Consider the following 26,567-nt stretch of genomic DNA (forward strand, 5'->3'; position numbering starts at 1 on the left):
ATGGCTTTACCCCGTTTTGTACATCTCCGCATTCATTCCGAGTTTTCGATTACGGATGGAGTCGTGCGCATTGATGATGCAGTAGCTGCAGCTGCCAAAGATGAAATGGGTGCCTTGGCTCTCACCGATTTAAGTAATTTGTTTGGCCTAGTGCGGTTTTATACAGCCGCTCGCTCTGGTGGTATTAAGCCGATTGCCGGCGCAGATGTTTGGGTGAGCAATTCCCAAGATCCCGATCAGCCTCACCGACTGTTATTGCTAGTACAAAACCATTCTGGCTACCTCAATCTTTGTGAGTTACTCAGTAGAGCCTCTTTGGATAATCAATCACGTGGTCGTGCTGAAGTCGATTCAGCTTGGTTTAGTGAACCTGCTGCAAAAGCGGAAGATAAGAAAGCCAATAGAACACTCTCTTACGGATTAATTGCGCTGTCAGGTGCGCGTATGGGTGAGCTTGGTGCCGCATTGTTAGCAGGTCAAGAAGATCAAGCTCAAAGCGTGGCGAGACGTTATGAAAAACTCTTCCCCAAATCGTTTTACATTGAAGTGCAACGCGGTGGTCATCCGCAAGATGAAAAGCAACTTCAGCTGGCATGCCATTTAGCCAATGAGTTAGATCTACCGGTAGTAGCGACACACCCAGTGCAGTTTATGCAAAAGAGTGACTTTACGGCGCATGAGGCGCGCGTTTGTATTGCTGAGGGTGAGCTGCTGGGCAACCCGCGTCGTCAAAAGAAATTTAACGATCAGCAGTATTTTTTGACGCAAGCAGAGATGGAAAAGCGCTTTGCAGATTTACCAGCAGCTTTGGCGAACTCAGTTGAGATTGCGAAGCGTTGCAACTTATCTCTGGTTCTAGGTCAGCCACGCTTGCCAGATTTTCCGACGCCACCAGGCATCACGTTGGATGAGTATCTTTTAGCGCAATCTGAAGTTGGTCTCAAGCGTCATATGGAGCGCAACTTTCCAGACCCAGAAGAGCAGGCTAAGGAGATGTCTCGTTATCACGAGCGCTTAGTGTTTGAGGTTAAGACGATTTCTCAAATGGGCTTTCCTGGTTACTTCTTGATCGTTGCAGACTTTATTAACTGGGCTAAAAACAATGGCGTCCCTGTCGGTCCAGGTCGTGGCTCAGGTGCAGGTTCTTTAGTGGCTTACTCTCTCGGCATTACCGATCTCGATCCACTCCGTTACAACTTACTCTTTGAGCGTTTCTTGAATCCAGAGCGGGTATCAATGCCCGACTTTGATATCGACTTTTGTCAGCACGGTCGTGACCGTGTGATTCAGTACGTGAAAGATAAATACGGTAAGGATGCCGTCAGCCAAATTGCGACTTTTGGCACGATGGCTGCCAGAGCAGCGATTCGCGACGTGGGCCGGGTTTTAGAGCAGGGCTATAACTTTGTTGATGGGATTGCGAAGCTTGTCCCCAATAAGCCAGGTCAATACATGACCATTGAAATAGCGAAAAAGGAAGAGAAGCAATTAGCCGAGCGTGAAAAGAATGAAGACGAGGTCCGTCAATTACTCTCATTGGCGCAGCAACTCGAGGGTATGACGCGTAACGTTGGCATGCATGCTGGCGGTGTTTTAATTGCCCCAGGTCGACTGACAGATTTTTGTCCGCTCTATACCCAAGAGAGCAAAGATCAAGATAGTAGCTCTGTGATTAGCCAATTTGATAAGGACGATGTTGAGGCCATTGGCTTGGTGAAGTTTGACTTCTTAGGTCTTACGACGCTCACTATCTTGGCAGCAGCAGAGCGCTGGATTAAAGCACTGCATGCTGATCGTAAGGATTGGAGTATTAGCGATATTCAACTCGATGATGAGCGAGCTTTCGACGTATTGAAACGGGCGAATACGGTTGCGGTATTCCAGCTAGAAAGTCGCGGCATGCAAGGCATGCTGCGCGATGCTAAGCCTGACCGCTTTGAAGACATTATTGCGTTAGTGGCTCTATATCGTCCTGGTCCGATGGATTTGATTCCAGACTTTATTGAGCGTAAGCACGGTCGTCAAAAAGTAGAGTATCCAGATCCGCGTATTGAACCCGTTCTGCGTGAAACCTACGGCATCATGGTGTATCAAGAGCAGGTGATGCAGATGGCACAGATGATCGGTGGCTACTCACTTGGTGGTGCCGATATGCTCCGCCGTGCTATGGGCAAGAAAAAGCCAGAAGAGATGGCACAGCATCGCAAGATCTTTAGTGATGGTGCAAAAGCAGGTGGCATCTCCGAAGGAAAAGCCAACGAGATCTATGACTTGATGGAGCGTTTTGCAGGGTATGGATTTAATAAATCTCATGCTGCTGCCTATGCTCTCTTAGCTTATCAAACTGCTTGGCTCAAAGCCTATTACCCTGCTGAATTCATGGCAGCCAACTTATCGCTCGCGATGGATGACACCGATAAGGTGAAGATTTTGTATGACGATTGTTTGGCAAACCAAATTCGGGTGTTCTCGCCCGATATCAATACGGGTGTCTATGAGTTCACGCCCTTGCGGGCACCCGATGCTGCGCCTGATGCGCCGATCAGTCATATTCGTTATGGCTTAGGAGCGGTTAGGGGTACTGGTGAGGCAGCGATTGAAGCCATTGTCAAAGCACGCGAAGCCGATGGACCATTCAAGGACCTGTTTGATTTCTGCGCTCGCGTAGATCGCAGACAAGTGAATCGGCGTGCTATAGAAGCACTGATGCGTGCAGGTGCGTTTGATAGCCTCTATAAGGACTCCCTAGCAGCTGGCGGCAATCTCTATGATGTTCGCTCTACCTTGTTGGCTTCTTTGGCAAGAGCGATTGAAGCGGCTGAACAGGCAGAAGCCTCGATTCATCAGGTAAGCTTATTTGAGGTTGCGGGCGAGGATCATCAACACCAGCCTGAGCTGGTACGCGAGCCTATTTGGTCTGAGAAAAAACGTCTCCAAGAAGAAAAAACGGCTTTAGGACTATGTTTGACGGGTCATATGTTTGATGCCTACCGCGAAGAGACCTCTCACTTCATTCGCCAGCCATTAGCGAAAATTACCGAAGGCAAAGATCAGCTGATTGCCGGCATTGTGACATCAGCACGCATGTTGACAGGTCAACGCGGCCGCATGATGATTGCGACGATTGATGATGGTACTGCCGCGCTAGAGGTCACTTTGTATAGCGAGGTCTATGAGCCCAACCGTTCCTGGCTAAAAGAAGATGAGCTCCTGATTGCTAAAGTAAATGTGACGCCAGATAAGTTCTCTGGTGGCATGCGAATTGTGTCTGAGGTGGTCATGGATATTACTGGGGCGCGGATGCGCTTTGCGCGCAATGTGCATGTATACCTGGATTCAGCGGTAGACATCAGAATGCTGCGTAGCCAAATTGGACCTTACCTCATGGCCAATCGCACTCGAGACCCGAAGTTGGGTGCGCATGTGCCAAGCCCCAATACAAATGATGGAGTAAAAGGTTTGATGTTGACGGCAGATGTGACTACAAGTGGTGGTGCTTGCTTAATGCAGTTCCCAGAAGAGATGCGCATTTATCCGGATGACGCCTGCTTGCATAGCCTCAATCAATTACTGACTTCAAAACAAAAAGATCCTGTGCAAGTTCAGTACCACTAGCCTTTATTTTCTTTCTAGGATCTTTTCTACTGCCTCAATGACTTGAGCGGGTTCTAGTAGGTCCAAGCATTCACTATTGCTATCTGCGCGATCTAAACAACCAGCCTTACGACACGGTACGCATTCCCCGGGACCTTGCAAGATAGTGATGTTGCCAACCGTTTGTGTGCGAGCGCGTAATTGATAAGGTTGCACGCCAATAAAGCCATTGGGCCATGGCCCAAAATTGGTGGGTGGTGTAGCGCCAAATAAAGCAATGGTTGGCGTATTGCAGGCTGCTGCTAAATGGGTGATGGAAGTATCTACTCCAATATACAAACTAGCTGCACGCAATAAAGATCCTGCTTGAGGGATAGATAGCTTGCCCGCAGTATCAATCACCTTTTGGCGAACCTTGGGTTCTAACAAGGATAGGATGTCATGGTTTAGTTGTAAGTCTTGTTTTGCTGGTGAAGCGCTTAGCACCACCTGAAAGCCGCGATTAACTATATAAGTAATGAGCTTCTGCCAATGGCCAAGAGGCCAGCGTTTGTAGGCTGTCAGAGGGCCTGGATGAATCACGACATAAGCATGAGTCAGTTCGCTGGCAATGACTGGTGTCAAAGGCTCGCCAATAGGTGGTGTGACATTAATCGGGTTTGCAAATAAATCGCTAGGGTTTCTGAAGAATACTTCCAGAAGGCGCAGTTTTTCAGTAATGACATGCTGTGTAAAGTAATCTACCTCAACGGTATGCATTGAAATGAATTTTTTCCAAGCATTTTGCTTATTTGCATTACTTTGCTTGCCTTGAGGATGTCCACCCAAAACGCCTACTCTATGAAATGCAGCAACCAAGCCATATAAGTAAGCACGATCGCTTGGCTGAGTCACAAAGGCGAGGTCATAGCGTTGAAAGAGTTGGTTAAATAATGAGAGGTATTCGCCAAACCCAGGTCGGTCAGAGGTTTCAATAATCTGGTCAATATCTGGATTACCCTTGAGCATATCGAGCTTGCCCTTGTATCCCAGAAAATGAAATTCAGCATCGGGCCACAGTTCACGTGCTTTGCTAATTAAAGGTGTTGTGACCAGTACATCGCCAATTTGCCGAGTCGCAATGAATAATACTTTTTTGGGCTTTAGGGTGGAGAAGTTGGTCATATGTGGATCGCTTACATTGCCTTTGCCAAAATCTTTTCACGCACACGCCGCGCATTTTCAGCAGCATTGCTCTGATCATGAATTTGATGAAAGAGATGCAATACTTCGGTAGACCATGATCCTGATTTGCGCTTGATATGATGCCGCTGTAAACGAAAGACAAAGTCAGCATCCTCGTGACCCCAGCCGGTCATGGTCTCGTCAAAGCCATCAATTGCTTGCGCATCGGTTTTCCAGCAAGCCATGTTGCAACCCTTAATACGCCGCCAAACAAATTTTTTATAGTCGCGCCAAGAACCATTGCCGAGTTTGATTTTGAGTGGCCAGTATTTATTAATACCACCATTTAGACGGTACTCCAAAAGCTTGGAGATAAATAGCTTAAAGTCCCAGCGGGAAGTGGCTAGCAACTCTTGTGTTAGTTTTTCATTGAGTAGGACTCGGCTGCCAGTAACGAGAAAGCCCTTTTGTGCAAGCTCGCGATGGCGAGCAACAAAATCCGGCTGAACCAGGCAGTCTCCGTCTAAAAAGATGAGGTAATCACCTTTAGCTGCTTCAATTGCTTGGTTGAGAATTTTGGTTTTTCGGAAACCTTGATCTTCTTGCCAAAGGTGCGTTATTGAAAGTGAATGTGTTGATTGAAAGGCACCAATGATTTGTTTAGTGCTCTCAGTAGACCCATCATCGGCGATGATGATTTCAAAATGATGGTCTGTTTGAGTAGCTAGCGATTCTAGGCAGAGCTTCAGGGCTTGCGGCCAGTTATATGTAGCCAGCAAAATCGAAATCATTTACGCGCTTCCTGATGGAGATGCCAGAGCTTGATGTAGCGGTAATACGTTCCCTGACCATTGGAGATGGCTAAGGCAAATCCTTGACCCCCATCCAAAAACCCAGCACGAATAATATAAGTGCGTATAAATGCCCAGACACCATGCAAAACTGCCTTTAAGGGGCTACTTGTTTTGCCTTGGGCAAACGCTTGCTCAGCAGAGGCTGTGGAATAACGATCCAGTTTTTGCAGCACCTTAGAGTAGTTCATGAAACTGTAGTGCAGCATGGGGTTTTCTAGCTTTGCGACAGCGCCATTGGGAATGAGTCGCTCATGGACTAAGTCATCTGAGAAGCGGGCAGTACCTCGCTTAAAGAGCCGGTCTACGTAATCTGGGCTCCACCCAGAGTGGCGAATGAAGCGGCCGCAGTACCAAGATAGTCTGGGAATGGCAAAACAATTGATCTGGGCGCTATGGTGAACTGCCGTCACAATTTCTGATCTGAGTGCAGGGGTGAGTCTTTCATCGGCATCTAGAGACAAAACCCAGTCACCCGTAGCCAAGTCCAAAGCGCGGTTCTTTTGGGGGCCAAAACCTGGCCAATCCGAGGGCTGAGCAATCGTCGCGCCATACTTTTGGGCGATTTCTAGGGTGCGGTCAGCGCTGTGGGTGTCGACCACCACAATCTGCTGGGCAATGCCTTTTAGAGAGGCTAGACAGTCGTCTAAATTGGCCTCTTCATTGCGGGTGATGAGTATGACTGATAAGGTGGGCATAATTCATTATATGAATGCTCAAGACCGGACCGCTCTAAATCGCTTAATTACCTATCTTAAGCCCCATATTGGGCTGATTATTGGTTCCTTAGTCGCCATGGCTTTTGTGGCTGCAGCGGAGACCTCGATCCCTGCTTTGATGAAGCCTCTATTGGACCGCGGCTTTACTGGTGGGCTTAATAACAAGCTCTGGCAGATACCCGTCTTTTTGGTTGGATTGGCGCTAGTACGTAGCCTAGCTCAGTTTCTATCGAATTATTTGCTTACCCGAGTCATCAATGCGGTCCTTCTCAAACTGCGTGAGCAAATGTTCCAAACCTTGTTGCATGCAAGTACTGCTTTCTTTCAAAAAAACTCAGCCTCCAATTTAATTAATGCCGTTGTTTTTGAAGTGAATAATGTGCTGTCAATTATGGGCGGCATGCTCATTAGCCTGGTGCGCGACTCACTAACTGTAGTGGGATTGATGGGCTACTTGATTTATCTCAATTGGAAACTCACATTAGTTGTGCTCATCATTTTCCCGGTCATTGCTTTGATCATGAGCAAAATTAATCGACGCTTGAGGTCGCTTAATCGCGAGCAACAAAACTTGACGAGTGAGTTGGCCTACATTGTTGAGGAATCTGCTGCCGGCTACAAAATTGTGAAGGTGCACGGTGCCCAAGAATATGAAATGAATCGCTTTTTGCAAAAAGCAGAGCGTTTACGCCAATTTGCTTTGAAGTCGGCCGTAGCGGGTGGTTTAAATCAACCCATTACACAGTTAATTGCTTCAATGGCGCTATCGATTGTGCTGGTGATTGCATTGATGCAGTCTTCTACTGAAGGTACTACGGTAGGCGGTTTTGCGGCGTTTATTACCGCAATGATGTTAGTGATTTCTCCTTTGAAGCATTTAGCTGATATCAATCAGCCTTTACAACGCGGTCTCACTGCGGCAGAAATGATTTTCGGCTTAATGGACCAGCCTTTTGAAGAGGCTGAAGATCGCAAGCAGAATATGAAGCCTTTGGATAAAGCCAAAGGTGCAATCCGATTTGAGAAGGTGGGTTTCTCATATCAGCAAGAGGCGGGGCGTAAAGATACATTGACCAATATTGATCTCACGATCAAGCCTGGCGAAATTGTTGCGTTTGTTGGACCTTCTGGTGGTGGCAAGTCAACCTTAGTCAACTTACTGCCTCGATTCTTTAAGCCAACCAGTGGCCATATTTACTTAGACGACTTGTCCTTAGAGGATATTGTGCTGGCGGATGTTCGCAAACAACTTGCCTTTGTAAGTCAGGATGTCATTTTATTTAATGACACGATTGCTGCCAACGTAGCGTATGGCGCGGCCAGTGAAGAGGGTATTGATCGTGGTCGGGTGATCGAGGCTTTAGAGGCGGCCAACTTGAGTGCCATGATTCGTGAGCTTCCCGAGGGGATTGATTCGATGGTGGGCGATAACGGCAACCGCTTATCTGGCGGACAACGTCAGCGTTTGGCAATTGCTAGAGCTATCTATAAAAATGCGCCGATTCTGATTTTGGATGAGGCTACTTCTGCCTTGGATTCTGAATCAGAGCGTCAAGTACAAGATGCTTTAGAAAGATTAATGGCTGGCAGAACTACCTTGGTGATTGCGCATCGCCTCTCCACGATTGAGCATGCAGACCGAATTGTCGTTTTAGAGCACGGTAAGATTGTGGAAAACGGCTCACATGAAGAATTGATCAAGCAAGATGGTCTATATGCCAACTTACATCGCATTCAATTCTCTAATGCGTAAGCTTGCTTAAATAGTCTGGATCCTTAGCTCAGAACGATATCGTATTGTTCTTGGCGGAAGCTGCCTTCTGCCTGGAGCGTAATCGGTTTGCCAATGAAATCGCCCAACTGCGCCAAGAATTGATTTTCTTCCTCAAGAAAGAGGTCAATCACGTCTGGTGCTGCTACGATCCGAAATTCTCGCGGATTAAATTGACGATGCTCACGTACAATCTCACGCAAGATCTCATAGCAAATCGTTTGTGCCGTTTTGATTTCACCTTTACCCATACAGGTAGTACATGGCTCACAAGTAATATGAGCCAGCGATTCACGAGTGCGCTTGCGAGTCATTTCTACCAAGCCTAATGCTGAAAATTCACTTACAGAAGTACGAGCGTGATCACGCTCCAAATTCCGCTTCAGTTCATGCAATACCGATTCTTGATGATCTTTGCCTATCATGTCGATAAAATCAATAATGATGATGCCGCCTAGGTTGCGTAAGCGCAGTTGCCGAGCAATGGCCTGAGCTGCCTCAAGATTAGTTTTAAATACCGTGTCATCCAAATTACGGGCGCCTACATAGCTACCAGTGTTGACATCAATCGTTGTCATTGACTCTGTTTGATCGATCATCAGGTAGCCACCGGATTTCAGATCAACACGTCGACCTAAGGCTTTATTAATTTCGGCATCGACATCAAATAAATCAAATAGGGCGCGTTCGCCACGATGCAAAGTGAGCTTGCCTAATAAGTTAGGCATATATAGATTGGCGAAGCCTTTGAGCTTCTCAAAATTCTCTGCCGAGTCGACCCGAATTTGAATTGTTTCTTCGCCAGCAACATCGCGCAATACCCGCTCAGCCAAGCTCAGGTCTTGGTAAAGTAGGCTAGGCGCAGCTTTGTGCTTCATTGCTTCACGAATACTTTCCCAAGTGGTTCTGAGATAGCGCATGTCATGTTGCAATTCGGTATCTGAAGCATCTTGGGCGCTGGTACGCACGATGATGCCGCCTTTCTCATCTTCAGCCATGAGTCCAGCCAGACGAGTTTTAATTGCTTCACGCTCTTCTGGTTGATCAATTCGTTGGGAGACACCGATATATTTTTCGGTAGCGGTATCGGTTCCTGCGGGAGGTAAGTAAACTAAATTACGCCCTGCAATACTGAGTTGGGTCGTCAGACGTGCGCCCTTAGTGCCTAAGGGGTCCTTCAAGACTTGGACTAATAAAGTTTGACCTTCAAATAGTAATTTTTCAATCTGGGGCTGCGGATTGCTTTGGGTGATGTCAGCAACGTGCATAAACGCAGTACGCTCCAAACCAATTTCAATAAAAGCAGACTGCATACCTGGTAATACGCGCACAACTTTTGCAAGGTAGATATTTCCAACAATACCACGTTGACGAGTTCTCTCAATTTGCAGTTCCTGAACCGCACCTTGCTGTATTAAAGCAACCCGCGTCTCTTGCGGAGTGATATTGATGAGTATCTCTTCATTCATATACAGTTAATTTGAGCGCGTTTGAGTAGTTGAGCAGTTTCATAAAGGGGAAGTCCCATGATACCGCTATAGCTACCCTTGATCGAGGGGATAAAGGCGCTTCCGCCACCTTGAATACCGTAGGCGCCAGCCTTACCAAAAGGTTCTCCGCTTCCAATATAGGCGTTGATTTGTGATTCCGACAGGACGGCAAACTGAACCTCAGATACTTGCAATAAAAATACCGGTGATTCTTCAGGCGTGATCGTCAGTGCCACCCCAGTGAATACCTCATGGGTTTTACCACTCAACATTCCCAGAATACGAGTAGCATCGGCAACATCAGAGGGTTTTCCGAGAATTTCACCATCGGGATGATTGGGAAGACTAACCGTGGTGTCTGCACACAAAATTGGCGCCCAAGGTAAGCCACTCTTTTTCCAGCGCTCTAGTGCAACAGCGCTTTTCGCTAAGGTCACTCGCTCTACATAAGCAAGTGCTTTTTCATGGGGGAGGGGTATTTCAATGCTTTCAACATCTTCACCCACTTGAGGAAGGAGCATTTCAAAGTGCACCCCTATTTGTTTTAAGAGCTCTTGACGGCGTGGACTTTGAGAGGCGAGATAAACAAAAGAATACACAGCATTACTCACGGTGATAGGGATGACCTTGAAGAATAGTCCAGGCGCGATAGAGTTGCTCAACCAGTAACACTCTAGCCATCGCATGTGGCAGTGTGAGGCTAGAGAGACGCCACATCGCTTGTGCATGCGTTTTGAGCTTGGCATCTAGACCATCGGCTCCACCAATTAAAAAGGTAATGTCAAAACCTTCTTGACGCCAGCTTGCTAGCTGAGTAGCTAGATTCTGGGTGGTTTGATCTTTACCGCGCTCATCTAGGGCAATGACGCGTGAGCCCTTTGGAATAGCTGCCAGGATTTTGACTGCTTCTTTTGCTGGAGTGAGATCAGGCTTGATTTCTTTAATCTCAATACTGCAATCCGCTGGCATGCGTTTGATGTAGTCTTGAGTTGCTGTTACAACCCAATCGGGCATCTTGTGACCAACTGAAACAATGGTTAAGCGCATCGGCTAAGTGGCGTGAATAAAAAAATTACTCGTCGTCTTCGGATTCGCTTGCTTTAGCTAGGCCTTTGGCACCAGCCAATTTGACGCGCACCGGTTTGGCGCCCCACATACCTTCTAGTTGATAGTAAGAGCGCAACATCGGCTGCAAAATATGAACCACAATATCACCGCAGTCTACGAGCACCCATTCACCAGTCTCTAAGCCTTCGATAGAGATCACTTCACCACCTTTGGCATTGACCTCTTCTTTGACAGACATGGCTAAAGACCGTGTTTGGCGATTGCTGGACCCTGTAGCAATAATCACGCGATCGAATAACTCGCTGAGTTTGGTGGTGTCATAAACGCGAATATCCTGCGCCTTAACATCTTCTAGGGCATCAATAATGACGCGTTGTAATTTACGTAAGTCCATGGTGTCTATGCAATATCTTTTAGTGTTGAGCTTGATCTTAGCTTGATTACTGGTACAAGCCCAGATTTGTAATGATTTCTAGTGTTTGTGATGGAATTTGCTCAGACTCAATAGAGCTTCGAGCAGGTGACTGAAGGCGACTTCTGAGGTCGGTAGAGGAGAGGTCTACTGCAAGACCTTCATCAATGTAGATGAGGCCAGCCGCTTGATTTTCAAGAGCTGCTGGATCAAAAGTTTGGCGGGTATCGAGTAATTCTTGAATTTCAGGGCTCATCTCAGCCATGAGATCGTAGTTTGGTCGGCTGGCTACTGCGAAATGCATGTACTGAAACAACTCGCGCCAAGCAACCCAAGTTGGTAGGTGAATCAATGAGTCCACTCCAGTCAACCAAATTAAGCTTGCTTGGGAACCAAAGCGTTCACGTAAGGATTTGGCAGTATCAATACTGTAACTCGGGCCAGCACGCTCAATCTCTATGCGATCAATACCGACTTGTGTGGGTATCTTCAGATATGAAAGTGCCTTGGCTAAATCAATACCGGCAGCCTCAGTGAGTTGATAACGAATTTCAGCGGCTGTAATGTTCGAGCCCTTCTGCCATGGTTCACCACTGGGTATGAGAAGTAGCTCGTCTAAGTGTAACTTTTTTGCAAAATGACTCGCTAATCTGAGATGCCCTATATGGGGCGGATCAAAGGTGCCACCCAGGATGCCAATTTTTTTACGAGCGCTCAAGCTAACCAATCACGTGGTTTGAGGTAATAGTCATACAGCTTAGCTTCTGGTGTCCCAGGCTTGGGCTGATAGTTGTACCACCACTGCACTACTGGGGGCATGGACATCAAGATGGATTCGGTGCGACCACCCGAGTGCAAGCCAAAGATCGTACCGCGATCAAAGATGAGGTTGTATTCCACATAGCGACCACGTCGGTACTCTTGGAATGCTTTTTCTTCAGCGGTAAAGGTATCTTGATAGCGGCGTTCAACGATTGGCAGGTAAGCATTAATAAAAGCATCACCTACTGCACGGGTCATTGCAAAACTTTTCTCAAAGCCCAGTTCGTTGAAATCATCAAAGAAAACGCCACCAATGCCACGGGGTTCTTCACGATGTTTCAAGTAAAAATACTCGTCACACCACTTTTTAAGGCGAGGGTAGAGCTCTGCTCCGAATGGATCAAGAGCATCTTTTGCAGTTTGATGAAAGTGTTTGCAATCCCCATCAACGCCGTAGTAGGGTGTGAGATCAAAGCCGCCACCAAACCACCAGACGGGTTCTTGATCTGGGGCTTGCGCAATAAAGCAGCGCACATTCATATGGGTGGTTGGAACCTTGGGATTATTAGGGTGGAAGACTACTGATACTCCCATCGCTTCAAAGCTGCGACCAGCTACTTCGGGACGGTGATGCGAAGCTGAGGGTGGCATTTGATCACCTCGAACATGAGAGAAGCCAACCCCACCCTTTTCGAGGATATTGCCACCATCTAGAGTGCAGGTGCGACCATAACCTTTGAGCTTGCTATCTTCAGGTTTATGCCATTCGTCTGCAGCGAAGGCTTTGCCATCTAATGCACTCATGGCATTGGTGATGCGATCTTGTAGCCCTAAGAAATAATCTTTTAAGACTGCGATATCAATTTGAGTATGTTGAGTTGACAAAGGTGCTCTTACTTTCATTTAAGTGCGCGATAGCCAATATCTTTGCGATATTGCATGCCATCAAATTCGATTTGATTAATTGCATCGTAAGCTTTTTGTTGGGCGCCGCGAACAGTATCCGCCAAGCCGACCACGCAGAGTACCCGTCCACCAGAAGTCACTACTTTGCCATCTTGTAGTTTGGTGCCAGCGTGGAAGGTGATTTGATCTTCGGTGTCAACCGGAATACCGGTAATGACATCGCCGTTACGAGGCGTGTCTGGATAGTTATGGGCAGCAAGCACTACCCCTAAAGCAGTGCGACGATCCCACTCAAGTTCGATTTCATTCAACTTGCCATCTACTGCGTGATCAAGAGCATTTACGAGATTACTACGTAAGCGCGCCATGATGGGTTGAGTTTCTGGATCACCCATGCGGCAATTGAATTCCAGTGTTTTGATTTTGCCATCTGGAGTAATCATCAGGCCTGCATAAAGAAAGCCTGTGTAAGGCAAGCCATCCGCCTCCATACCTTTAACAGTAGGCATGATCACTTCACGCAATGCCCGTGCATGAATTTCTGGGGTCACAACAGGCGCAGGAGAGTAAGCACCCATGCCGCCAGTATTGGGGCCTTGGTCACCATCTAATAAGCGCTTGTGATCTTGACTGGTTGCCAGCGCAAGAACATGTTTGCCATCTACGAGAACGATAAAGCTGGCTTCTTCGCCGGTGAGGAATTCTTCAATGACAACGCGGGCACCAGCATTGCCGAGTTTGTTATCGGCGAGCATCATCTCCACTGCAGCATGAGCCTCTTCTAAGCTCATGGCTACTACAACACCTTTGCCAGCAGCCAAGCCATCAGCTTTAATCACAATCGGTGCACCCTTAGCGTCAATGTAAGCATGAGCTTCTAGAGTGCTAGAAAATGTTTGGTAATCAGCCGTAGGAATGCCGTGACGTTTCATGAATGCTTTAGAAAAGTCTTTAGAGGATTCTAATTGAGCAGCCAGTTGAGTTGGTCCAAAAATACGTAAGCCATGATTACGGAAGACATCCACAATTCCTGCGGCTAATGGGGCTTCAGGACCAACAACCGTCAGGTGAATCTTTTCACGTTTCGCAAAATCAGCCAGCTCTTCTAATCCGGTAATCGGTAAATTCTCAATGCCAACAGCGGTTTGCTTGGCGGTTGCAGTACCGCCGTTACCTGGCGCCACATACACTTTTTGCACTCGAGGAGATTGCGCCAGTTTCCAGGCTAAGGCGTGTTCGCGTCCACCAGATCCAACGAGAAGAATTTTCATAATAGAAGAGTTAGTAAGAGTTTAAAGAGCAGCGTTGGTAAAGACTTCTTGTACGTCATCTAAGTTTTCAAGTGCATCCAGCAATTTTTGCATGCTCTCCGCTTGATCACCTTCCAGCGCAATCTCTGTTTCTGGTCTCATGGCAACAGTCGCTAATTCGGCTTTTAATCCTGCTTGAGAAAGCGCATCTTGCACTTTAGGAAAATCTGGCACGGGAGTTAATACCTCAAGTGATCCATCATCGTGAGTGATCACATCATCAGCACCCGCATCTAAGGCAACTTCCATCAGTTGATCTTCGCTAGTGCCGGGGGCAAATAACATTTGACCGCAGTGCTTAAATAGAAAGGCAACTGAACCTTCAGTTCCCATATTGCCACCATTTTTATTGAAAGCATGGCGCACTTCAGCAACGGTGCGAGTACGGTTATCGGTGAGGCAATCAACAATCACTGCTGCGCCGTTCATGCCGTAACCCTCATAACGAATCTCTTCGTAGCTCACTCCCTCTAAAGAGCCGGTGCCGCGCTGGATAGCTCGTTGCACATTGTCATTCGGCATGTTGGAATCTTTAGCCTTGTCGATCGCTAAACGTAAGCGAGGGTTAGCCGTCAGATCGCCGCCGCCTAATTTGGCAGCAACAGTAATTTCCTTGATGAGTTTGGTCCAAATCTTGCCGCGTTTTTCGTCTTGACGACCTTTGCGGTGCTGAATATTGGCCCACTTCGAGTGGCCGGCCATACGGGTAATTCCTTTTAATAATTTGGCTATAAGTCTCTATTTTAAGGGGTTCTATGCCCAAGGTAGGCGGCAACTAGGCAATTTTTGTTACACTCTCATGTCTTAGCAGTAACAAAGCATCAAATTGCGCAGAATTTCCACTGCAAACACCTGCCTCGGTGATGGAATTGGTAGACGTGCCGGACTCAAAATCCGGTGCCGCAAGGCGTGGCGGTTCGAGTCCGCCCCGAGGCACCATTTAACGGTCAATCAAGCCGTCAAATTTCTCCAAGCACTATATTTCGTAAGTTTCGGCTTTCTCACTCATTGCTTGCTCAACAATTTTCTTGGTGAGCGTGGGCGAGAAAAGTTCAATGAAGGTATACACAAAAGATCTTAGGTATGCGCCTTGTTTAACTCCAATGTGCGTGACGTTGTTGCCAAACAAATGACCTACGGGAATCACTTTGAGGTTGCGATCTCTTTCAGAGTCGTAGGCATGACCAGCAACAATGCCAATACCCATACCGGCTTCAACATAAGTTTTAATCACGTCAGCATCAATTGCTTCTAAGATGATGTCGGGTGTAATACTGCGTTGAGCAAAGGCCGCATCAATTTTGCTGCGACCTGCAAATGCTTTGTCGTAAGTAATGATTGGGTACTTTGCAATTTCTTCGAGCGTTACTGTTGCTTGATTTAGTAGCGGGTGACTCAATGGCACCATGACGACGTGCTGCCATTGATAACCCGGTAGAGCGAGGACGCCAGGTGTATTGGCTATTCCTTCAGTAGCAATGGCGATATCAGCACGGTCATGACTTAGTAGCTCCGCAATCTGCCCAGGGCTACCTTGTTGAATACTGACGCGCACTTTTGGAAAGCGCTTAGTAAATTCAGTCAGCACCTTAGGGAGTGCATAACGAGCCTGGGTATGGGTGGTGGCAATCACAAAGTTGCCTTGGTCTTGACTGGCAAAATCCTCGCCAACTCGCTTTAGTGTTTCCACTTCATCGAGGATTCGTTCTACCGAGCTTAGAATACGTTTGCCAGGCTCAGTGAGTGAGCGAATACGCTTGCCGTGGCGACGAAAGATCTCCACACCCAATTCATCTTCTAGTTCGATGATGGCCTTCGATACGCCAGGCTGAGAAGTGAAGAGTACTTTGGCGGCAGTGGTGAGATTGAAGTTTTGCCTAACTGCTTCGCGGACAAAACGAAATTGATGAAGGTTCATATAAGACTCCTATCTATATATCTAAAGAGATATAGGAATCTGATTCTATATGAATTTTTGGTCTTAGGCTTTAGAAACCCAACGTAAAGCAAGGAGCGCTAAAAGAAAGTAGAACATCGGCGGGACTAAGGCCGTCAAGAAGGTCGGCCATGCGCTTAACAAACCGACGTTGGAGAAAAGAGAATTAAATAGCTGGAAGCTCATCCCTAGCATGATTCCGCCAAACACTTTAATACCAACGCTGCCTGCACGTACTTTTAAGTAAGCAAACGGGAGGGCTAGAGCCAGCATCACAAAAATGGTGAATGGGTAAACTACTTTTTTCCAAAAGGCAATGGCGTGACGTTGTATATCTTGCTTGTTATCTTGCAGGTGAATAATGAAACGACCTAAACTGACAATCGACATTTTTTCAGGGCTGATCAAGAGTACGTTCAAAATTTGTGGCGTGACTTCAGACTCTAAGGTCAGAGTAGGGTGGGTAAATGTCCTCGAAGAAAAAACGGGGTTGAGAGGATCGGTCTGTTTGATTTCTTTGAAGCGTGTTTCGGTCACATCTTTTAATGCCCAAATTCCAGCTTCATCGAAATGACCTGATGGGGCGCTCCGAATCGATAGCAGATTGTAGTTATCGTTAAATTCATACATTCGAATATCACGAATCTCATTGTCTTTATCGACCTTACCCACATTCACATAGCGTACACCTGGTCGAACGGGACCGCTACCGTCCTCATCTCTGAGGCGATCTTTCACCCAAACGCCAGTCTTAAATTGCGCTGAGTAGCTAGTGCCTAAGGCCTTCATGCGAATTTGTTCAGACTTGCTTTCTGCATAAGGGCCGGCCCACTCACTCATGATGAGGGTTAGGAGCACCAGGGGCAATGAAATTTTGGTAAGTGTAATGAGGCCACGCTTGACATCAAGTCCTGCGATACGCAAGATGGTGAACTCAGATTGACTCGCTAGCATGGCAAATACATAAATGCTGCCAATCAAACCTGCAATTGGAATAATTTCAGAAATACGGCTCGGCGCCTTCAGCAATACATGGAGTAATGCGATTGGTAGGGTGTAGCCACCTTGAACTGAGCCTAGCTCGCTCAAGATGTCAAAGAATAAGAAGAGGGCAACTAAGGCAAACAAGATGAAGCCAAAGGCCGCATAGATCTGCTTAGCTAAATAACGCTCATAAATATACGGAAAGAGCAGTTTCATTTGTGAGAAAAGGATGCGGGAAGTTGACGACGCCACCACCGAATGGATGGATTGATGCGATTGCGTATCAGTACATATGCAATCAAAAATGCTAAAAGATGAATAGGCCAAATTCCGACAAACACACTGAACTTCCCTTGTGCAACAAAGTTTTGCGTGAGATTCAGTAGGTTGCTATAAATCAAATAAATAAGGACCGCATAAAACATCGCAGTGTAATTGCCTAAGCGGGGATTGACATACGCTAGTGGGATGGCAATCAGAACCAAGCCCAGAGCCATCAGTGGCAAACCTAGGCGCCAAAGGAGCTCTGCGCGATTGGCATTAAATGCTGTTGGATTATTGTCGTTCAGTAACTCGGAAACCGTTTTTTCTCGATCACGTGGGGCTGGCGCCAATGCTTCTTTGCTTCGGATCTTAGTGGTGTAATCATTGAACTCTAGGATTCTAAAATCTGGTGCAGTAGGCTGCCCTTCATAGCGCCGCCCATTATGCAAAACAATGGATTTTTCTCCGCCTTCGGCGTTTTGAATATAGCCAGTGGAAGCGACTGCAATACTGAGGCGCCCATTTTTATGGTCAGCTACGAATATATTTTTCACTTCACTTTTATCAACATCAAGCTCTTCAATAAAAAAGACGCGCTCTGCTCTGGCAGATTCTTTAAATTGGCCAGAAGTCACCATCGATACATCATCACGTTGCTGAAAGCGCTGGCTAATGAGGGTAGTTTCTCGATTAGCCCAAGGCCACACAAAAAGAGCCAGCAAGGCAATAATGATGATGAGTGGAGTAGCAAATTGCAAAATAGGGCGGACCAAGTTACTGATGCTTAATCCACTAGCAAACCAAACGATCATTTCAGAATCTTTGTACCAGCGCACTAAAACAATCAGTATGGCAACAAAGAGTGATACGGTTAATAAAACGGCAAGATAGCCTAGGGTAGCCAAAGAAATGAGAACGATGGCATCTTCAGGATTAACGGAACCATTGGCTGCATATCCCAAAATTCGAATCACCAAAGTGGTGACCATGATGGTGACCAAGACCAAAAAGACTCCGCCTGTAGTAAAGCTAAGTTCGCGGCGAAGGGCTTCTTTAAAAATCATGAATGGTGATGGATGGGTCTGAACGTAGTTCTGGGGGTATATGAAAAGCCAAAAGGACTTATTTTGATGTGGGAAAAATAGGTTAATCTCATGTCGGAGGATAATGGATAAACATCCTAGATTTCTATCTTTCGCCCTTGAATCGACCTAAAAATACTGCAATAGATTATGACAATTCAATTTAGCACCAAAATTTTCCCTCAAGCTGACCTGCAGAGTGCAAAACTGCTCAAACCGAGCCTCAAAACAATGCTGGCTCAAACTACAGATTGCCTCGTTTTGGGTTATTCCAAAGCTGACTTTGAAGGATTTGCGAGCAGTAAAGGTGCCAAGACCAAGGCCGGCGTTTTGGCGGAGTTAGATCTGCTCTTGGGCGGTTCAGTAAGTCACGCCAACGTTTTGGGCGATTTAGATAGCAAACAAGCCTCAGTTTGTTTATTGAGAGCGGATAAATCTTGGTCTGCGAATGCAGTCAAAGCTAAGCGGGTGCTATTACTCAGCATGGGTGATCTGCGCTTAACCGCCGATCAAAGTTTGACGGCTTATTCCAAAGTGGCACGTGCAGGATTAAAGGCATTGAGCGGTGGCTCAATTGAAAATGCAATTTGGTTTGCTCCGAGTTTTACGCTATCTAAAACATCTGAGAAGATTGCGCAAGAAGTGCGGCTCACTATTCAATATGCTGGCGATCAGGCTTATCGTTTTGGTGTGCGTCAACCGGCGATGAAATTTAAGGCGAAAGATAAGGCTGATACTTTTAAGCATTTGATCTTTGCAGGCAACAATGCTTGCGCCAAAGAATTAAAACTAGCGATTGAGCAGGGTGGTGCGATGGTTGAGGGGATGAACCTTGCCAAGGACTTGGGCAACCTTCCTCCTAATATTTGTACCCCAACTTATTTAGGTAAGACTGCACAGGGCTTGGCTAAAAAGACCGCCCTGAAGGTTGAAGTGTTGGGACTCAAGCAAATTGAAGCTTTGGGTATGGGCTCATTTTTGTCTGTTGCCAAGGGTTCTGAAACCCCGCCGCAATTTATCGTGATGCGTCACCAAGGTGGCAAAGCTGGAGAGGCTCCAATTGTCTTAGTTGGTAAAGGCATTACCTTTGATACGGGCGGTATTTCTCTGAAGCCTGGCGAAGCGATGGATGAAATGAAGTACGACATGTGTGGCGCCGCATCGGTCATTGGTACCTTGTATTCCGCCGCACTAATGAAGCTCAAGAGGAATGTAATTGGCGTAGTGCCTACATGTGAAAATATGCCATCTGGTAGAGCAACACGTCCAGGAGATATTGTGAAGAGCATGTCAGGTCAAACTATTGAGATTCTCAATACTGATGCTGAAGGCCGTTTGATATTGTGTGACGCACTAACTTATGTGGAGCGTTTTAAGCCTAAGGCCGTAATTGATGTAGCAACCTTAACAGGTGCCTGCGTCATTGCATTAGGACATGTGCATAGCGGCGTGTTTTCTGATGATGAAGTCTTGGTAGATGCTCTGACGAAAGCGGGTAAAGATTCCTTAGATACGGTATGGCGCTTACCTTTAGATGCTGCTTATCATGAGCAACTCAAATCCAATTTTGCGGATGTTGCTAATATTGGTGGACGCCCTGCAGGAAGTGTCACCGCAGCCTGCTTCTTATCGCGCTTTACTGAGAAGTACAAATGGGCTCACTTGGATATCGCTGGAACCGCATGGAAGAGTGGTGCTGCCAAAGGTTCAACCGGTCGTCCAGTTCCTCTATTGGTGAATTTCTTGCTTGAGCAAAAGTAAGTTAGCCAATTTATATGGCGCGCATTGATTTTCATAGCAATGTAAGTGACAAGCTGGAATATGCCTGTCGCTTGACCCGCAAAATCTGGAGCGCCACACCAGAGTGCCAGCCGGTTCGACAGATTGTGATTGTCGGTGAAAAAGGGGATCTACAGAAGTTGGATGATTTGCTTTGGACTTTCAGTAGTACTGACTTTATGCCGCATTGTTATATTGACGATGAAGCTGCTGCAGAGACACCCATCATTCTCACAGATAACTTTGCTTCACCTTATCTAAGCACTATTCCCCATGCTGACGTGATGATTCATTTGGGTATGCGCATGCCGCAAGATGTGCCGGCTTTAGTAGAGCGCTTTCCGCGGATTGTGGAAGTCGTAACAGTGAATGAAGCGGAGCGCTTAGCAGGGCGCGAGCGCTTCAAGGCCTATCGTGAATTAGGTCATGAGCTCCATAACTTTGATCAATCCAAGAGTTAATTTCCATTTTTCATGTTGATCCATCCACAGTTTGATCCGGCAGCACTGCGTATTGGATCCTTTGCGATTCACTGGTATGGCTTGATGTATCTCATGGCCTTTGCGCAATTTCTGTTGCTAGGTCGTTTACGCATTCGTACTCCTCGTTATCAGGCTTTGGGCTGGACCTATAAAGACCTAGAAGATTTATTATTTGCAGGTGTATTGGGTGTAGTGCTTGGAGGTCGCTTGGGTTATACCCTTTTTTACATGCCGAGCTTTTACCTTGCCAACCCATTGAGTATTTTGAAAATCTGGGAAGGTGGCATGTCTTTCCATGGCGGTCTCTTGGGTGTTCTGGTGGCCCTATGGTGGTTTGCAAAGAAACGCCAGACGACTTTTTTTGTAGTGAGTGATTTGGTGGCGCCTTTGGTTCCCTTTGGATTGGCATTTGGGCGCTTAGGTAATTTTATTAATGGCGAGTTGTGGGGTAGGCCAACCGATCTTCCTTGGGCAATGGTTTTCCCCCTAGTGGATTCCATTCCACGTCATCCATCACAAATTTATCAATTGCTGGGTGAAGGTGTTTTACTCGGAATCATTCTTTGGATGTATGCAAGTAAGCCTCGCCGGATTGGACAGATATCCGGATTATTTTTACTAGGCTATGGAGTCTGTCGTTTCTTGGCTGAGTATGCTCGTGAGCCCGATGCTTTCTTGGGGCTCTTGGGCCTTGGCCTATCGATGGGTCAGTGGCTCTGCATACCAATGATGATCTTCGGTACCTACTTGCTGCGCCGTCATTCGGCCCCCCTTATTTCTTAAAGGCTTCATCATATTAAGAATCCCTTTATCATTATTAGAAATTTAATGAAAATGCAGTTGATTTAATTGATTCATCCAGTAAGTAGTACTACATGGTTTATTGGATTTATTCACTGTTTTAATAGATAGGCTCCCATGCTGGAAAAGTTAGCAAAAGCGCGTTATTTTTCGCGTGTCACTGGCGCAGTAAACCGCCTCATTTCTGAGAGAGGCGAGTCTAATGCTGTAAGCATGGCGGATGATGTCATCAATAACTATCGAAAGCTTTCCAAAGATCAGCATTTGAAGTTTTTCACTTTCTTATTTGAAAAACTCAACCCAGATCCTGCTGCGGTGATGAGTGCAGCGCAAAACTTTTCTGCTGAAGCTAGCGCGCGTAATTACATCAAACTGCAGCGTGTTACTGAGCCTCCAAGGCAAGAATTATTTCGTCGCCTCAATCGCGCAAGCAATGGCACTGCAGCATTGGTAGGCATGCGGCGTGATTTATTGCAGCTACTAGAAAAGCAACCTGAACTCACAGCAGTTGATTTCGATTTACGCCACTTACTGTCTTCCTGGTTCAATCCTGGCTTTTTGAAGATGCATCGAGTGGATTGGAAATCCCCTGCTGAAGTCTTGGAGAAATTAATTCAACATGAAGCAGTGCATGCCATTGATGGTTGGGATGATCTACGTAGACGTTTGCAGCCTGATCGCCGTTGCTTTGCCTTTTTTCATCCGCAATTACCTAATGAGCCGCTGATTTTTGTTGAAGTAGCTTTGCTGCCTGAGATTCCCGCAGTGATTACTCCCCTAGTTGATAAGAAGGCGGAGACTGTTCATCAAAACTCCCAATACAAAGTCGCTGCGTTTTATTCTATTAGTAACTGCGAGCCTGGCCTGCGTGGCGTTTCGATGGGTAACTTTTTGATCAAGCGTGTTGCTGAGCAGTTGCATGCAGAGTTCCCTGGTCTGAAGACTTTTGTGACTCTCTCTCCCATTCCTGGATTTATTGATTGGGTTGCTGCAGGTGCAGATATCGCTGGCGACAAGACAGGAGTGCAATTAAAGCCAGCTATTCGCACTGCTCGGGAGAAAGCTCTAGAGACGATGGGTCTTGCTAATCAGTCTTGGACTGAACGACTAGGTGCTGGATGGCATCCTGATAATGCGAGTGAAAAAGAAAAGTCAGCCTTACTTTGTCTGGCAAGTATTTATCTTGGCCTAGGGTCTGCTGGCAGAAATGGCAACCCAGTAGCCAAGTTTCATTTGGGAAATGGTGCGAAGTTGCATCAAATTAACTGGGCGGCTGATCTTTCTCGTAAGGGATTACGACAGTCAGCAGCCCTGATGGTGAATTATTTGTACGATTTATCGTCAGTTGAGGAGAATCATGAGCGATTTACGCAGGGTGAGATTGATTACTCGCGTGCGGTAGGTCGTTTAATGCAGCCTTAGATAGTGATAAATGCAGGGTTTTGGAGTAGAAGCTCTAAAGCAGAATTTAGAGAGCATTCCCTTTAGAATGGGAAGAAGCTGGACAGTAGTAAGGCTCAGCAAAGCATTCAGTAGTGAATAAATGACGTAAATAACTTACAAACAATAGCCAAATAGGCTTGTGGAGGAGACATGATGATTCAGCAAACATTAAAGGGTTTTTTCAGAAAAGCTCTATTTGTCGTTTGTTTTGCACCATTAGCTGTAATGGCTCAAGAGTGGCCTAATAAACCCATTACATTTGTGGTTCCATTTCCAGCCGGCGGCGGAACAGATGCATTTGCAAGACCTTTGGCTGCTCAGCTTACTAAGCAGTTGGGTAAGCAAATCGTGATTGATAACCGTGGTGGCGCAGGCGGCACATTGGGCGCATCTATTGCAGCAAAAGCGGCGCCAGATGGCTACACATTTTTTATGGGCGCTGCTCATCACGCCATCGCCCCGGCAATGTATCCCAACCTAGACTACGACATTGAAAAGAGTTTTATTCCAGTAGCGATGGTTGCAAATCCACCACAAGTGATTGTGGTGAACCCAAAGAACGTGCAAGTGAAAGATCTTAAAGAGTTCATTGCGCTTCTTAAAAAGAATCCTGGCAAGTTTAACTATGCGAGTGCTGGTAATGGCTCTTCACACCACCTTGCTGGGGAGCAATTTAAAATGCTAACCAAGACTTTTATTACCCATATTCCTTATCGTGGCGCAGGACCAGCAATGCAAGATCTGATTGCCGGTCAAGTAGATATTGAATTTGATGGACTGGGTTCTTCTGCTGCACAGATCAAGAATGGTTCGATTGTGGCTTTAGCGGTAGCATCACAAAAGCGCGCACCTGGCTTTCCAACCATCCCTACGGCAGCTGAAGCTGGCTTGGTGGGTTACGAGGTTTCTACTTGGTATGGTTTGTTTGCCCCAAAGGGAACGCCACAGCCGATCGTTGACAAAATGATTGCAGAAGTACAAAAGGCTATTAATACACCGGACATGAAGACGATCTGGACTAACAATGGTTCTGATACGCCTAATTTATCCGGCGATGCTTTTGGAAAATTTGTTAATGCCGATATAAAGCGTTGGGCTGCGGTTGCTAAAGCTTCTGGCGCTAAATTGGATTAAGACTGCTTCCCTAAAATGTTTGTTTGATCAGAGGTTCTAATGAATTTGTATTCAGTATTGGAAAAAGGTTTTCCAAAAGATAAAAAAGCCTGCGCTATCGAAACGCATGATGGCCTCTATTACTCTTGGGGGGACCTAGAGCGCGCTACTGCGAAGATGGCTAATTTGCTGAAGAGTCTGCAGTTACCAACCGGTTCACGCGTAGCAGTTCAGGTTGAAAAATCTCCTGAAGCACTTTTTCTATACTTGGCTACGATTCGTGCTGGTTATGTGTATTTGCCTCTGAATACAGCTTATCAAGTTGCCGAGATGCAGTACTTCATTGAGAATGCTGAGCCTGCAGTAGTGGTTTGCAGCGGAAAAAATTTCTCTTGGGTATCTCAGGTTGCTTTTAAGGCTGGAACCAAACAAGTATTTACTTTAAATGAAGATCGTTCTGGAACATTGTTGGAGCGTGCTGGTAGCTTAAGCGACACCTTCAAGACGGTTGCCACGAAAGATGATGATTTGGCTGCAATCTTGTATACCTCCGGTACTACTGGTCGTAGTAAGGGCGCGATGCTAACCCATCAGAATTTATATAGCAATGCACAGGTCTTACAAAAGTTTTGGGGTTGGGTAAAAGGCGACGTACTCTTGCACGCATTACCCATCTTCCATGTGCACGGTTTGTTTGTAGCAGCTCATGGCGCATTAATTAATGGCAGCAAGATGATTTGGTTGCCGCGTTTGGATGTTACACAGCTCATTCATCATATGCCTCAATCGACTGTGATGATGGGCGTACCAACTTTCTATGTACGCTTGCTTGCTGATAAAGGCTTCACCAAGAAAGTGGCGCGCAATATGCGCTTATTTATTTCTGGTTCCGCCCCATTGCTTACAGAGACATTTAATACCTTCAAGGATGTCATTGGCCAGCCTATTTTAGAGCGCTATGGCATGAGTGAGACCGTGATGTTAGTTTCCAATCCATATAAAGGATCCCGCGTAGGGGGTTCTGTTGGTTTGCCATTGCCTGGCGTTAAAGTACGTGTGGTAAGTGAAGACAATAAATCTTGTGGTGTTGATGAGATCGGTAGCATTCAAGTTAAAGGTCCGAATGTATTTAAGGGTTACTGGCGCATGCCTGAGAAAACCGCCGAAGAATTTACTAAGGATGGTTGGTTCAAGACAGGTGACGTTGGCCGCTGGGGTGGTGATGCCAATGGCGGTAAAGCACCTAAGGATTACTTATGTATTGTTGGCCGCAGCAAAGATTTGATTATTTCCGGTGGCTATAACGTTTATCCAAAAGAGATCGAAAGTTTTATCGATGATATGGATGGCGTTGATGAGAGCGCAGTGATTGGTATTCCGCATCCTGACTTTGGTGAAGCTGTCATGGCTGTGGTAGTAGCCAAGCCTGGAGCTAAGTTGAATGCTGAAGCGATGATTGCCACCTTGAAAACCCAAATTGCTAATTTCAAGATACCAAAGCGTTTAGAAATTGTTTCTGACTTGCCACGTAACGCTATGGGTAAAGTACAGAAAAATATTCTGCGTCAGCAGTACACCGCTTAATTAAAAGCCAAATGCCTTGCGGCTTTCATTAAACATGAAGACTGCAAGCATTAATAGCATCACACCAAAGATGCGTTTGAGTTGAGCAACATTCAACTTACGCGCCATCTTTGCTCCAAGTGGAGCAGTGAAAATACTGATCGCCACAATACAGGCTACTGCTGGGACATATACAAAACCCAGAGATCCTGAGGGCAGGTTAGGGTGATCCCAGCTGCCATACATATAGCCAATAGTGGCGGCTGCAGCGATTGGAAATCCTAAGCCAGAAGAGGTGGCCATAGCGGTGTGGGGTTTAACATTGCACCACAGCATAAATGGCACGGTGATAAATGCACCTCCTGCACCAACTAAGCTGGCTAAGCTACCCGCAAATGCCCCAAAAGAAAATAAACCTAGACTGCCTGGCAACTCTCGTCCTGCGCTTGGTTTTTTATTCAGAATCATTTGAATAGAGCTATACACAATAAAGATGGCAAAGAAGAGTGATAACCAAGAGGTGTTGAGTGCTTCAAAGATTTCACTACCGCCAATCAAACTGCCAATCACTAAACCTGGGCTCAAGGCGGCAACAAGTTTCCAGTCAATCGAACCGTGTTTGTGATGCGCCCAAATAGCTGAAGTAGTGGTGAATAGAATAGTCGCCATGCCAGTGGCGATGGCCATGTGCACAATCACTTCTTGGTTAAAGCCTAGATGATTAAAAACTAAGATCATGAACGGCACCAAAATCATGCCACCACCAATTCCGAGAAGTCCTGCTAAAAATCCAGAGATACTGCCACACAGTATCAGCATCAGGATATCGCTTAGTAACATGAATTCCCCGCCTTGGCCGCTAGGCCGTCATCCTGAACCCAAAGGTTCAAGGTGGAACGGCTACTCTGCTTCGGGTGCATTAAGAGGTTCAGGGAGTGACCAAGTCTGAGTTGGCACTGTGAACTTGCAAAACGCTCACGCCCACAAGGTAAAGATCGTTCCGGATGCTTGCGCATCGGTTCAAGGAACTATTGGCCTTGGCGAACCAGGCAGGGAAAGAGTTTGCAACAAAG

22 protein-coding genes, 1 tRNA gene, 1 other RNA gene and 1 pseudogene are annotated in these 26,567 nt (G+C 46.4%); 9 read left to right on the forward strand and 16 right to left on the reverse strand.

Going from position 1 to position 26,567, the window contains the following annotated elements; translation table 11 throughout:
- A complete protein-coding gene (gene dnaE, locus VC178_RS03285; RefSeq protein WP_323481598.1) occupies positions 1-3,615 on the forward strand; it encodes a DNA polymerase III subunit alpha in 3,615 nt (1,204 codons plus the stop codon).
- 3 nt (positions 3,616-3,618) lie between these two features.
- On the opposite strand, the gene VC178_RS03290 is transcribed toward dnaE, so the two are convergent.
- The 3 genes from VC178_RS03290 to VC178_RS03300 are packed head-to-tail and all read right to left on the reverse strand — an operon-like array spanning position 3,619 to position 6,307.
- A complete protein-coding gene (locus VC178_RS03290) occupies positions 3,619-4,758 on the reverse strand; it encodes a glycosyltransferase family 9 protein (RefSeq protein WP_323481599.1) in 1,140 nt (379 codons plus the stop codon).
- 11 nt (positions 4,759-4,769) lie between these two features.
- On the reverse strand, positions 4,770-5,549 hold the full coding sequence (locus VC178_RS03295; protein WP_215296590.1) for a glycosyltransferase family 2 protein: 780 nt from the start codon (positions 5,547-5,549) through the stop codon (positions 4,770-4,772).
- Complete coding sequence (locus VC178_RS03300) at positions 5,546-6,307, reverse strand: glycosyltransferase family 2 protein (RefSeq protein WP_323481600.1); 762 nt, start codon at positions 6,305-6,307, stop codon at positions 5,546-5,548. Before VC178_RS03300 ends, VC178_RS03295 begins: the two co-directional genes overlap by 4 nt.
- A 10-nt stretch (positions 6,308-6,317) precedes the next feature.
- Here VC178_RS03300 and msbA point away from each other — a divergent pair, with 10 nt between their 5' ends.
- Complete coding sequence (msbA, locus tag VC178_RS03305) at positions 6,318-8,081, forward strand: lipid A export permease/ATP-binding protein MsbA (RefSeq protein ID WP_323481601.1); 1,764 nt, start codon at positions 6,318-6,320, stop codon at positions 8,079-8,081.
- 23 nt (positions 8,082-8,104) lie between these two features.
- On the opposite strand, the gene rng is transcribed toward msbA, so the two are convergent.
- The 8 genes and pseudogenes from rng to VC178_RS03345 form a co-directional block, all read right to left on the reverse strand.
- On the reverse strand, positions 8,105-9,568 hold the full coding sequence (gene rng, locus VC178_RS03310) for a ribonuclease G (RefSeq protein ID WP_215296593.1): 1,464 nt from the start codon (positions 9,566-9,568) through the stop codon (positions 8,105-8,107).
- Entirely contained in the window at positions 9,565-10,200 is a 636-nt protein-coding gene (locus VC178_RS03315) for a Maf family protein (RefSeq protein WP_371819549.1), read from the reverse strand. Before VC178_RS03315 ends, rng begins: the two co-directional genes overlap by 4 nt.
- On the reverse strand, positions 10,193-10,636 hold the full coding sequence (gene rlmH, locus VC178_RS03320; protein WP_323481602.1) for a 23S rRNA (pseudouridine(1915)-N(3))-methyltransferase RlmH: 444 nt from the start codon (positions 10,634-10,636) through the stop codon (positions 10,193-10,195). Before rlmH ends, VC178_RS03315 begins: the two co-directional genes overlap by 8 nt.
- Before the next feature lie 28 nt (positions 10,637-10,664).
- A pseudogene (rsfS, locus tag VC178_RS03325) lies at positions 10,665-11,051 on the reverse strand (ribosome silencing factor); the annotation flags it as partial.
- Between the two features lie 46 nt (positions 11,052-11,097).
- The gene (locus VC178_RS03330) at positions 11,098-11,787 is read right to left on the reverse strand and encodes a nicotinate-nucleotide adenylyltransferase (protein ID WP_323481603.1); all 690 of its coding nucleotides are present in this window, start codon (positions 11,785-11,787) and stop codon (positions 11,098-11,100) included.
- Positions 11,784-12,635 carry an oxygen-dependent coproporphyrinogen oxidase gene (gene hemF / locus VC178_RS03335; protein WP_323481819.1) on the reverse strand — a complete coding sequence of 284 codons (852 nt, stop codon included), beginning with the start codon at positions 12,633-12,635 and terminating at the stop codon, positions 11,784-11,786. The genes VC178_RS03330 and hemF overlap by 4 nt, the downstream gene beginning before the upstream one ends.
- Positions 12,636-12,730: 95 nt before the next feature.
- A complete protein-coding gene (gene purD, locus VC178_RS03340) occupies positions 12,731-14,008 on the reverse strand; it encodes a phosphoribosylamine--glycine ligase (protein ID WP_215296599.1) in 1,278 nt (425 codons plus the stop codon).
- Positions 14,009-14,029: 21 nt separating this feature from the next.
- A complete protein-coding gene (locus VC178_RS03345; protein WP_215296600.1) occupies positions 14,030-14,749 on the reverse strand; it encodes a YebC/PmpR family DNA-binding transcriptional regulator in 720 nt (239 codons plus the stop codon).
- 152 nt (positions 14,750-14,901) lie between these two features.
- On the opposite strand from VC178_RS03345, the gene VC178_RS03350 reads away from it, so the two are divergent.
- A tRNA-Leu gene (locus VC178_RS03350) sits at positions 14,902-14,986 on the forward strand.
- 37 nt (positions 14,987-15,023) lie between these two features.
- On the opposite strand, the gene VC178_RS03355 is transcribed toward VC178_RS03350, so the two are convergent.
- From VC178_RS03355 to lptF, 3 genes are all read right to left on the reverse strand, one after another.
- The gene (locus VC178_RS03355) at positions 15,024-15,965 is read right to left on the reverse strand and encodes a CysB family HTH-type transcriptional regulator (protein ID WP_323481604.1); all 942 of its coding nucleotides are present in this window, start codon (positions 15,963-15,965) and stop codon (positions 15,024-15,026) included.
- 63 nt (positions 15,966-16,028) lie between these two features.
- Entirely contained in the window at positions 16,029-17,183 is a 1,155-nt protein-coding gene (gene lptG, locus VC178_RS03360) for an LPS export ABC transporter permease LptG (RefSeq protein ID WP_323481605.1), read from the reverse strand.
- Positions 17,180-18,295 carry an LPS export ABC transporter permease LptF gene (gene lptF / locus VC178_RS03365; protein ID WP_323481606.1) on the reverse strand — a complete coding sequence of 372 codons (1,116 nt, stop codon included), beginning with the start codon at positions 18,293-18,295 and terminating at the stop codon, positions 17,180-17,182. Before lptF ends, lptG begins: the two co-directional genes overlap by 4 nt.
- A gap of 249 nt (positions 18,296-18,544) precedes the next feature.
- Between lptF and VC178_RS03370 the strand changes: the two genes are divergently transcribed.
- From VC178_RS03370 to VC178_RS03395, 6 genes are all read left to right on the forward strand, one after another.
- A complete protein-coding gene (locus tag VC178_RS03370) occupies positions 18,545-20,074 on the forward strand; it encodes a leucyl aminopeptidase (RefSeq protein WP_416350540.1) in 1,530 nt (509 codons plus the stop codon).
- A gap of 14 nt (positions 20,075-20,088) precedes the next feature.
- Positions 20,089-20,553, forward strand: coding sequence for a DNA polymerase III subunit chi (locus VC178_RS03375; protein WP_323481608.1), 465 nt, complete (start codon positions 20,089-20,091; stop codon positions 20,551-20,553).
- 12 nt (positions 20,554-20,565) lie between these two features.
- On the forward strand, positions 20,566-21,357 hold the full coding sequence (gene lgt / locus VC178_RS03380) for a prolipoprotein diacylglyceryl transferase (protein ID WP_215296605.1): 792 nt from the start codon (positions 20,566-20,568) through the stop codon (positions 21,355-21,357).
- Between the two features lie 135 nt (positions 21,358-21,492).
- Complete coding sequence (locus VC178_RS03385; protein WP_323481609.1) at positions 21,493-22,797, forward strand: malonyl-CoA decarboxylase; 1,305 nt, start codon at positions 21,493-21,495, stop codon at positions 22,795-22,797.
- 174 nt (positions 22,798-22,971) lie between these two features.
- Positions 22,972-23,952: a Bug family tripartite tricarboxylate transporter substrate binding protein gene (locus VC178_RS03390; RefSeq protein ID WP_416350541.1), complete on the forward strand. Its 981-nt coding sequence runs from the start codon at positions 22,972-22,974 to the stop codon at positions 23,950-23,952.
- A 39-nt stretch (positions 23,953-23,991) separates the two neighbouring features.
- The gene (locus VC178_RS03395) at positions 23,992-25,515 is read left to right on the forward strand and encodes a malonyl-CoA synthase (protein ID WP_323481610.1); all 1,524 of its coding nucleotides are present in this window, start codon (positions 23,992-23,994) and stop codon (positions 25,513-25,515) included.
- Here VC178_RS03395 and VC178_RS03400 read toward each other — a convergent pair whose 3' ends face one another.
- Both VC178_RS03400 and ssrS read right to left on the reverse strand, forming a co-directional pair.
- Complete coding sequence (locus VC178_RS03400) at positions 25,516-26,334, reverse strand: sulfite exporter TauE/SafE family protein (RefSeq protein ID WP_215296608.1); 819 nt, start codon at positions 26,332-26,334, stop codon at positions 25,516-25,518. It lies immediately after the preceding gene.
- Positions 26,335-26,553: non-coding RNA, 6S RNA (gene ssrS, locus VC178_RS03405), on the reverse strand.
- Positions 26,554-26,567 lie beyond the last annotated feature (14 nt).

Origin of the sequence: Polynucleobacter sp. AP-Sanab-80-C2, assembly GCF_035012965.1 — a bacterium.
Classification (GTDB): Bacteria; Pseudomonadota; Gammaproteobacteria; order Burkholderiales; family Burkholderiaceae; genus Polynucleobacter.

Coding starts and splice junctions, on each gene's coding strand:
- msbA (WP_323481601.1), top strand. CDS start 6,318: ATGAATGCTCAAGACCGGACCGCTCTAAATCGCTTAATTACCTATCTT.
- VC178_RS03385 (WP_323481609.1), top strand. CDS start 21,493: ATGCTGGAAAAGTTAGCAAAAGCGCGTTATTTTTCGCGTGTCACTGGC.
- hemF (WP_323481819.1), bottom strand. CDS start 12,635: ATGAGTGCATTAGATGGCAAAGCCTTCGCTGCAGACGAATGGCATAAA.
- lgt (WP_215296605.1), top strand. CDS start 20,566: ATGTTGATCCATCCACAGTTTGATCCGGCAGCACTGCGTATTGGATCC.
- VC178_RS03345 (WP_215296600.1), bottom strand. CDS start 14,749: ATGGCCGGCCACTCGAAGTGGGCCAATATTCAGCACCGCAAAGGTCGT.
- VC178_RS03295 (WP_215296590.1), bottom strand. CDS start 5,549: ATGATTTCGATTTTGCTGGCTACATATAACTGGCCGCAAGCCCTGAAG.
- rlmH (WP_323481602.1), bottom strand. CDS start 10,636: ATGCGCTTAACCATTGTTTCAGTTGGTCACAAGATGCCCGATTGGGTT.
- VC178_RS03370 (WP_416350540.1), top strand. CDS start 18,545: ATGCTGGCTCAAACTACAGATTGCCTCGTTTTGGGTTATTCCAAAGCT.
- VC178_RS03390 (WP_416350541.1), top strand. CDS start 22,972: ATGATTCAGCAAACATTAAAGGGTTTTTTCAGAAAAGCTCTATTTGTC.
- lptG (WP_323481605.1), bottom strand. CDS start 17,183: ATGAAACTGCTCTTTCCGTATATTTATGAGCGTTATTTAGCTAAGCAG.
- lptF (WP_323481606.1), bottom strand. CDS start 18,295: ATGATTTTTAAAGAAGCCCTTCGCCGCGAACTTAGCTTTACTACAGGC.
- VC178_RS03395 (WP_323481610.1), top strand. CDS start 23,992: ATGAATTTGTATTCAGTATTGGAAAAAGGTTTTCCAAAAGATAAAAAA.
- VC178_RS03300 (WP_323481600.1), bottom strand. CDS start 6,307: ATGCCCACCTTATCAGTCATACTCATCACCCGCAATGAAGAGGCCAAT.
- VC178_RS03355 (WP_323481604.1), bottom strand. CDS start 15,965: ATGAACCTTCATCAATTTCGTTTTGTCCGCGAAGCAGTTAGGCAAAAC.
- rng (WP_215296593.1), bottom strand. CDS start 9,568: ATGAATGAAGAGATACTCATCAATATCACTCCGCAAGAGACGCGGGTT.
- dnaE (WP_323481598.1), top strand. CDS start 1: ATGGCTTTACCCCGTTTTGTACATCTCCGCATTCATTCCGAGTTTTCG.
- VC178_RS03375 (WP_323481608.1), top strand. CDS start 20,089: ATGGCGCGCATTGATTTTCATAGCAATGTAAGTGACAAGCTGGAATAT.
- VC178_RS03290 (WP_323481599.1), bottom strand. CDS start 4,758: ATGACCAACTTCTCCACCCTAAAGCCCAAAAAAGTATTATTCATTGCG.
- VC178_RS03400 (WP_215296608.1), bottom strand. CDS start 26,334: ATGTTACTAAGCGATATCCTGATGCTGATACTGTGTGGCAGTATCTCT.
- purD (WP_215296599.1), bottom strand. CDS start 14,008: ATGAAAATTCTTCTCGTTGGATCTGGTGGACGCGAACACGCCTTAGCC.